Source organism: Nostoc sp. CHAB 5836 (assembly GCF_020829445.1).
Lineage (GTDB): Bacteria > Cyanobacteriota > Cyanobacteriia > Cyanobacteriales > Nostocaceae > Nostoc.
The window spans coordinates 1-6,483 of sequence record NZ_JAIVFV010000268.1 but is presented as its reverse complement, the minus strand read 5'-3'; the positions used below and the strand labels follow the sequence as shown (position 1 = coordinate 6,483).

Sequence of the window (6,483 nt, the reverse complement as noted above, 5' to 3'; positions counted from 1 at the left end):
TATGAAAAACAAAAAAATATGTATTTCGAGACGCATAGCGCAAGAAATACGACATCCTTGCTAAATCCCCTGAATTTATTTATGGGGATTCCTCCTGCCTCCTGCCTTCTTCCTCCTGCCTCCTTAAATATAGTTATACAAAGTAGAATAAATCAAATATGATTGCAACAGTAATCATTTTATTCATATTAGGAATTATCGGAATTATCTTGGCAATATCGTATTTGTATTCTTGTGCAGATGAAAATTATAGCTTTAATATTTTTGGGTTTGGTAGCTTATCACTTATTCCCCCAGCATTAGCATCGATAGGCAGGGCGAACGCATCTAAATTCTACAAAAATATATTGACAAAAAGCTGAACTAATGTAGTCAATCAAATAATCGGATTTATAGCGATCGCTTCTTTTTCATCTAAGTAGAAAAAGTAATAATCGAGACTTAATACTAGGTCAATAAGGTATGCTTAATGCGATTAGTTAAGAATTTATTGATAATAGACTATTCTTATTGACAAGATGCGTTCGCCCTGTCAGGGATAGCCACAGGTTTTGATGGGATTGAACATAGCACATATAAAACAGAAGAAATAGGGCATGGTCGTCATGAAATCCGCAATTACGTAATGTTATCTGAAATTGAATCTCGGCTTAACCCAGATTCAGTTTGGTCAAAATTTAATAGTGTTGGCATGGTAGAATCTGTCCGTTCATTCAATGGTGAAACAACAGTTGAAACTCGTTATTTTATCAGTAGCCTTGAGTCAGATGCTAAACAGTTTGGTAATTCTATTCGCAGTCATTGGGGAATTGAAAATTCATTGCATTGGCTATTGGATGTTGCCTTAAGAGAAGATGACTGTCGTAGGGGAAAAGATAATGCTCCACAGAATTTTGCAATTCTTAGACATATTGCAGTCAATCTTTTAACTCAAGAGAAGCGTGTTAAACGTGGAATTAAAAATAAACAGTTCCTCGCGGCGATGGATAACAACTATTTACTAAGAATTTTAGCATTAGCTTAAAATAGTAGATTAAAACTTGAGTAAAATATTTCACATAATTTATTTTCTAGGTAAATATATTTTTATGTACACGATAATTTAATTATTTTCTTATTCATAAATAGTCATTTAGATGAAGATAACCTAATTCATATTTTGAGAACATATTTGATTTAGTTTGCTTATCGTTCCATCAATTTTTGCAATTATCTATATCATTTTGCAATCTTTCTTAGTTTTTATTAGTAAATAAGATGCGTTTGCCCTGGCGATCGCAGTAATCCATGCATCTTTACAGCGCTTGTCGATTACTTCGACTGTACAGGCGATTTCGCTGTAGATTTGTTTGAGACGGGCTATGGATTTGTGTTTTAGCTGTTGTTGGGTATATCTTGGGTGTGTCATGATTGATAAGTTCCTATGGGGACGGAAAGCGCTTCAGATTGCGAGTCGGGGGCGCTTTCTCTGTTTCTTATTTTGTACTACTGTAATATACAGTAGTTATCAACTAGTGTATACTTTTAAAATGCAAAACAAGTTTAGAATTATGGAGGCGTGTACACCAATGTTGATGGATGTTGTTAGACAGATAAAAGTTACAATCCCAGATTTATCTCAAAAAATTAAGGAGGCAAGAGAAAAAGATGGAAGATCAGTGCAGGTTTTAGCCACCTCAGCAGGAATTTCTACTGCTTATTGGTATCAAATAGAACAGGAAAAAAGACAGTGGATTTCTGAAGAAACTCTGCGCGGGATTGAACAAGCTTTAGGATTAGATTTAGGGGTGCGTTTTGATGATTGATCCCCTTACTATCAATCTTTTATTTCTACCTCTAGTCTCTTTTGTAGAGGAATGTCTAGGTTGGGCTACGTCTACGCACTTATCTGTTACATCCAAAATCTACGTTGCAATCAACTCTGAAAAAATATTGTTGAACAAGAATTGGTGGAATCATGCCTAAACCACCTTCTAGACGTAACAAAGCCACCTCTGCTGCATCTCCCGATTCAACTTCAGCAGCTAGCTCTGTAAACGAGGATATCTCCCAGCAAGTAGATCCCGCTTCAGCAACAATTACGATTACTGCTGTTGAGGTTGAAGAGTTAAGCGACGAAGAACAGCGTGATGGCCTACATCCAGAGCGCCGTGTGGAACGGGCGTTTTTTGAGGCTTTGAAAGCGCTTATGGAATTGAGAGACAGACGGCTGTACCGTTGGACGCACAAAACATTTGAAGATTATTGCCGAGAACGCTTCGGTTACAAACCAACTGCCATTGCTTTTTTCAAAACTAACCCTGGATTCTGCCCCGAATTCGCCGCAACGCGTGAGTTTCTGCATAGGTAGAGGTCGTACATTTGACCTTGCAGCGATCGCCTCATGTGACCATTTTTCAGCACTGGGGACAGGCGTGACGGAACTTTCACCCTCATGATCCGCTTTCAATACTGCGTAGGTTTTGCCTGTTTTGGGCATTATAGACAAGGATATTTTAAGGGTTTGAGCCTACTTTCTTTCCAAAACCTACGCAGTATTGATTCGGGTTGGGGTTAGCCATCAGGTAAGCCAGGGCTTGCGTTCGCAAGAAATACGAACTGGCTCACTACCTCTCTAATGCATCCCAAACCACATAGATATACGGAAATTTCGCGTATACTAACTAGTTAGGCTGCTAGGTTATCGCTGAGGACAGTACTTCTAAGTTGCCAGTGGACAATTAATGCTAATGAATTAGAGGTAATTAAGATTTTGTGGAAACTATAGTTAACTTCTTTGTTAATGGCGTATTGGCATCTATTGTTGGCAGCATTATCCTAATTGTCCTTGGTGGGTTGGTTTCGCAGTACATAAGATGGTTACTCACTGGAGTTTTGGGACGGCTGCTTGATATTGATATTGAGTATGTCTTTCGCTCAAAAGCCGAAGCTGACGAAGACATTACAAGAGAACTTGAAAAGGCTTCATTCGTGTACTTGCTCACAGGACGAGGGAATGATATTCAACGAGGGTTGTTCAGCAAAGTGTTGCATCGCAAGCCCCGTGGAAAATTGTCTGAGTTTAAACTAATGTTACCTCTGCCTAACGCAGTTGGTACTGATTGGATAATGCAACGAGAAAAGGAGTTAGCTACTTTCGACCCTGCGTTTGGAAGGGGGGTACTTCAAAATCAAATCGAGATGACAATTAAGTATCTAGAAAACTATATAAGTAATGGAGAAATTGAACTTAGACTTTTTAACTATCCTCACATCGGTAGAATCATAATTACTGATCGAGTTGTTTATTTTACTCCATACTCAACACATACACATGGTAAAGATTCTCGCATAATCAAACATCGTCGTGGTGGTGAGTTTTATGACTGTTTTTTACGATTATTCCTTCAACTTTGGGACGTGTCTCAGCCAGTTTAGGTAGTTAGGCATTAGGCAGATCAACATCACATTGTAGTGGAAGGGCGTCTAATAAGCATTGTCTTTTGTATATAAATTGCTACATTAAGCAGTAAATGTATAAAAAATCTAAAAATGAATTGATTATTAAACGAGCCAAATCGATCTAGCTAGAGGCTGAACAAAAGCGCAGTTTATGCCCGTACGGAGTATATCATACCTGACTTTCCACATCCCGTGAAAAGTCAGTTCCCAGACAAACAGCGAGGCTCTGACCAATTTTTCTTTCAAGCATTTTCTAAAAGCCCCTTGACAACTGCGATACAGGCTTAACTTGTGACTAATGAAGAAGTTCTATTTTAAAAGAACAAGACGAATTAATGCCCTGAGCGATCGCCTAATAGAAAGTTTTTTTGAATTTTTGGAATAATTTCCCAAACCAGTTTGTTAATTAATATGGAGGCTCAAATTACAGGCTTACCTGCATTTGAACCACAACTTAGCTACAGCGGTTCTTGATTGGTTGCAACACCAAAAGTATTTAATCTTTTTCTCTTAGAGTAGGAAAACTCAATTGCTCAAAGCCTTTTGGAATTTTGATTTTCAATTTTTGGCTATAGATTTTAGTTGATGTTAGAAAATAAAGCCTCCAATTTTGGTTAAATTAAAGTTTCCAAACCTGGTTTTGATTATTGGTTTCCAAGAATGATAGAAAAGTATTTTTATACTTTAGATGCGTTTGCCCTGCTGCTGTGTTAGCGAAATATCTGCAACAAATCTGACCAATTTAAATATTTTACGCTCGTAAAATATTTTCTTAGATTATTAACAATTAACTGTTTTTAGTCTATGAAAAAGATAGACAAGAAATTAATTCTCATATCACCAATCTTGAAAGAGGTAATTTATGGCTGCGTTTACACCATATATTCTAGGTACAGATCCATTAAAGTTGATTAGAGCGGCAGAAATTGTACCACCAACAGTCCCAGTAGATATTAATCAACCCATAAACTTTATAGGAGGAGACGGGCAAACGTCTTTTTACGATGGTAGTATTACTCAATTAAAGATTGCCAAAGGAATTCTTCTCACAACCGGAAACGGATCTCCTCCTACAACAAATACACAGACTAATTTTGGTCTAGATGTTCCAGGATTAGGAACTCTAGGCGATCCAGATTTTCAAACCTTAGCAAATACTGCTTTTTCTAACAATGGCGGTGTAAAAGAAGCCAACATTTTAGAATTCTCGTTTTATGGCAACTCTTCAAACGGTACCGCAACACCAAAAAAAGGTGGCACTATTTTCTTAGAGCTAAAATTTGCTTCTGACGAATACCCTGAGTTTGCAAGCACAAGTTTTATTGACATTGCAGGTGTTTTTGTCAATGGTGAAAATATTGCTTTTTTAGATGGCAGCAATAAACAAATTCCTCTGAGTATTACAAATCAGGCTATAAATGCTTTAGATAGTCAAAATCTACCACTAATAACAAATAATAGTGATTCAAGTCTGCCGATTGAATACGATGGCGTAAGTAAAACCATAGTAGTTTCTGCTCCACTTTACTCTCTTGATGAAGATTTAAATACTATTAAGATTGGTGTAGCTGATACTGGAGACCAAATCTACGATTCTGCCTTATTTGTTTCTAACATGTATATAGATGACATAGGAGGATTTGCAGGTAACGAAATTTTGTTCAAATTAGCTGGTAGTTCTGCATCTGACACTTTAACAGGAGGCCAATTTAACGATTTTATTGATGCTGGAGCAGGTAATGACATTATTAATACAGGTGGTGGAAATAATGTTGTTCTCGCTGGAACAGGTAACGATATTATCAGTATCAGTGGTAGTCCTGGTAACAACATTATTAATGGTGGTAGTGAAATAGATAAAGTAGTTTTTTCAGGATCTCTGAGTCAGTTCAATGTTCAAGGGGACGGTAAATTTACAAAAGTTAATAATACAAACACCTTAAAAGATGTAGAGTTTCTTCAGTTTGATGATGCTGTAGTAAACACAGAAACAATTGGAAGTAAGTTTTTCGGCAGTCCTGGTGACGATTCCTATGTAGGAAAGAAAGGAAATGACACTATGACTGGCGCAGATGGTAATGATATTCTTTTCGGAAATGACGGTAACGATTTTCTTCAGGGAGATAATGGAGCCGACTTTCTCAATGGGGGAAATGGCGACGATACTTTGATTGGAGGAGCCGATGACGACTTTCTGGTAGGTGGTAATGGTAATGACAGCATAGATGGAGGAAGCGGAAATGACGCTATTGATGGAGGAATAGGAACGGACATACTCATAGGAGGTGACGGAAACGACCGTTTGACTGGTAATAGTGGCAATGACTCGCTCAATGGCGGCACTGGCAATGATACACTCAACGGCGGTATCGGCAATGATACACTCAACGGCGGTACAGGAAGCGATCGCTTTGTATTCAACTCTTCGACTGAAGGAATTGACACGATTAGTGACTTTAGCGTAGTTGATGATACGATTTTTGTCTCTGCTGCTGGTTTTGGTGGAGGGCTAGTTGCTGGTGCGGCGATTGCTGCCAATCAATTTGTTATCGGCACAGCAGCGACTACAAGTAGTCAAAGATTTATTTACAATCAAGGCAATGGTTTTCTGTTCTTCGATCAAGATGGCACAGGAGCAATAGCGGGAGTCCAAATTGCTACTCTTAATACCGGATTGTCCCTGACCAATGCAGATATTTTCGTTGCTTAGGAGTTTTGAAGTCAAATCAAGCGATTTTAGATTGTGGATTAGACAAAATCTAAAATTTAAAATTGCTAATCAATTAGTTTGAAAACTAAGGGGACGCGATCGCGTCCCCTTTATTTGCCATTATCTATTGATACCATGTTAAAGGAATCTCTGCGGTATTCTGGTAAATCACTGGTAACTAAGTAGCACAGGGAAACTTATCTTTTAATTGGACTTTGGACAAAAAAGAAGTGTTCGCGTATGTATTACGCGAATAAATGATTAATCTTGTTTATAGTTACCAGCAAAAAAAAAGCATAGCCACCAGAACCCCAAGGTATAGTAATATAAAC

General features: G+C 37.9%; 5 protein-coding genes and 1 pseudogene. 5 read left to right on the top strand and 1 reads right to left on the bottom strand.

All coding sequences use genetic code 11. The annotated features are described in order from the left end of the window. Nucleotides 1–538: 538 nt before the first annotated feature. A pseudogene (locus tag LC605_RS30375) lies at nucleotides 539–1,024 on the top strand (ISAs1 family transposase); the annotation flags it as partial. 189 nt (nucleotides 1,025–1,213) lie between these two features. Here the strand turns inward: LC605_RS30375 and LC605_RS30370 are convergent. Beyond that, nucleotides 1,214–1,408, bottom strand: a complete 195-nt coding sequence (locus LC605_RS30370) for a hypothetical protein (RefSeq protein WP_229551141.1) — start codon at nucleotides 1,406–1,408, stop codon at nucleotides 1,214–1,216. 121 nt (nucleotides 1,409–1,529) lie between these two features. Between LC605_RS30370 and LC605_RS30365 the strand changes: the two genes are divergently transcribed. From LC605_RS30365 to LC605_RS30350, 4 genes are all read left to right on the top strand, one after another. After that, the gene (locus tag LC605_RS30365) at nucleotides 1,530–1,805 is read left to right on the top strand and encodes a helix-turn-helix domain-containing protein (RefSeq protein ID WP_229551140.1); all 276 of its coding nucleotides are present in this window, start codon (nucleotides 1,530–1,532) and stop codon (nucleotides 1,803–1,805) included. Nucleotides 1,806–1,957: 152 nt separating this feature from the next. Next, on the top strand, nucleotides 1,958–2,350 hold the full coding sequence (locus LC605_RS30360) for a hypothetical protein (protein WP_306426891.1): 393 nt from the start codon (nucleotides 1,958–1,960) through the stop codon (nucleotides 2,348–2,350). A gap of 404 nt (nucleotides 2,351–2,754) precedes the next feature. Next, entirely contained in the window at nucleotides 2,755–3,417 is a 663-nt protein-coding gene (locus LC605_RS30355; RefSeq protein ID WP_229551139.1) for a hypothetical protein, read from the top strand. Nucleotides 3,418–4,303: 886 nt separating this feature from the next. After that, nucleotides 4,304–6,151, top strand: a complete 1,848-nt coding sequence (locus tag LC605_RS30350; RefSeq protein ID WP_229551138.1) for a choice-of-anchor L domain-containing protein — start codon at nucleotides 4,304–4,306, stop codon at nucleotides 6,149–6,151. The last annotated feature ends 332 nt before the right edge of the window (nucleotides 6,152–6,483 follow it).

Bases quoted from the DNA above. Each gene is read 5' to 3' on its own strand.
- LC605_RS30360 (WP_306426891.1), top strand. From the start codon at position 1,958: ATGCCTAAACCACCTTCTAGACGTAACAAAGCCACCTCTGCTGCATCT.
- LC605_RS30350 (WP_229551138.1), top strand. From the start codon at position 4,304: ATGGCTGCGTTTACACCATATATTCTAGGTACAGATCCATTAAAGTTG.
- LC605_RS30365 (WP_229551140.1), top strand. From the start codon at position 1,530: ATGCAAAACAAGTTTAGAATTATGGAGGCGTGTACACCAATGTTGATG.
- LC605_RS30370 (WP_229551141.1), bottom strand. From the start codon at position 1,408: ATGACACACCCAAGATATACCCAACAACAGCTAAAACACAAATCCATA.